At 65.5% G+C, this 666-nt stretch carries 2 protein-coding genes; both read right to left on the bottom strand.

Going from position 1 to position 666, the window contains the following annotated elements; genetic code table 11:
* Positions 1–349 (bottom strand): ABC transporter permease family protein (locus SM447_RS29340; RefSeq protein ID WP_474576112.1); only part of this gene is annotated, 349 nt, incomplete at its 3' end.
* The coding region (locus tag SM447_RS29345; protein ID WP_474576113.1) for a carbohydrate ABC transporter permease at positions 349–666 on the bottom strand (318 nt) is incomplete at its 5' end. The genes SM447_RS29345 and SM447_RS29340, both read right to left, overlap by 1 nt.

Consider the following 666-nt stretch of genomic DNA (forward strand, 5'->3'; position numbering starts at 1 on the left):
GCCGCGCGGCGAAGCGGTACTTGGCGAATCCGTAGCCGGCCATGACGGCCAGGACCGTCGCCCCGATTCCGCCCGCCAGCGCGTACAGGGTCGAGTTGAGGATCCACCGGCCGTAGATGCCACCGTCGTAGGTGAACAGCTGCTGGAGGTTCCCGAGGTAGTCGATCCGGTCGGAGAACCACAGGGTGTTACCACCGCCGAACAGGCCCGGTGCGTCCTTGGAGCTGTTGACGATGACCCACCAGAAGGGCACGAGGAAGTAGACGACCAGGAAACCGAGGAGTATCTGCAGGGGGAGGAAGCGTTGCGGGCGGCGAGGGCCGGCTCCGGCGCTGGCGCGGTCGGTCATCAGAGGAAGCTCCTCCGCTTGCGGGTGAGGAACAGGAACGCGTACACGCAGATGAAGACGACCCCGCCGAGGGCGAAGGAGATCGCTGAGCCGTAGTTGAAGTTGGCGAGTGAGAACGCCTGCTGGTACGCGTACATGTTGGGGGTGAAGTCCGCCCCGATCGTGCCCGCGGCGAGGTACCGCAGGATCTGGGGTTCGTTGAAGAACTGCAGGGTGCCGATGAGTGAGAAGACCAGGATCAGGATCAGCGCCGGCGCGATCAGCGGGATCTTGATCCGGAGCGCGATCTGCCACCTCCCGGCGCCGTCCATGCGGGC

The sequence above is a fragment of the Micromonospora aridisoli genome (genome assembly GCF_056150025.1).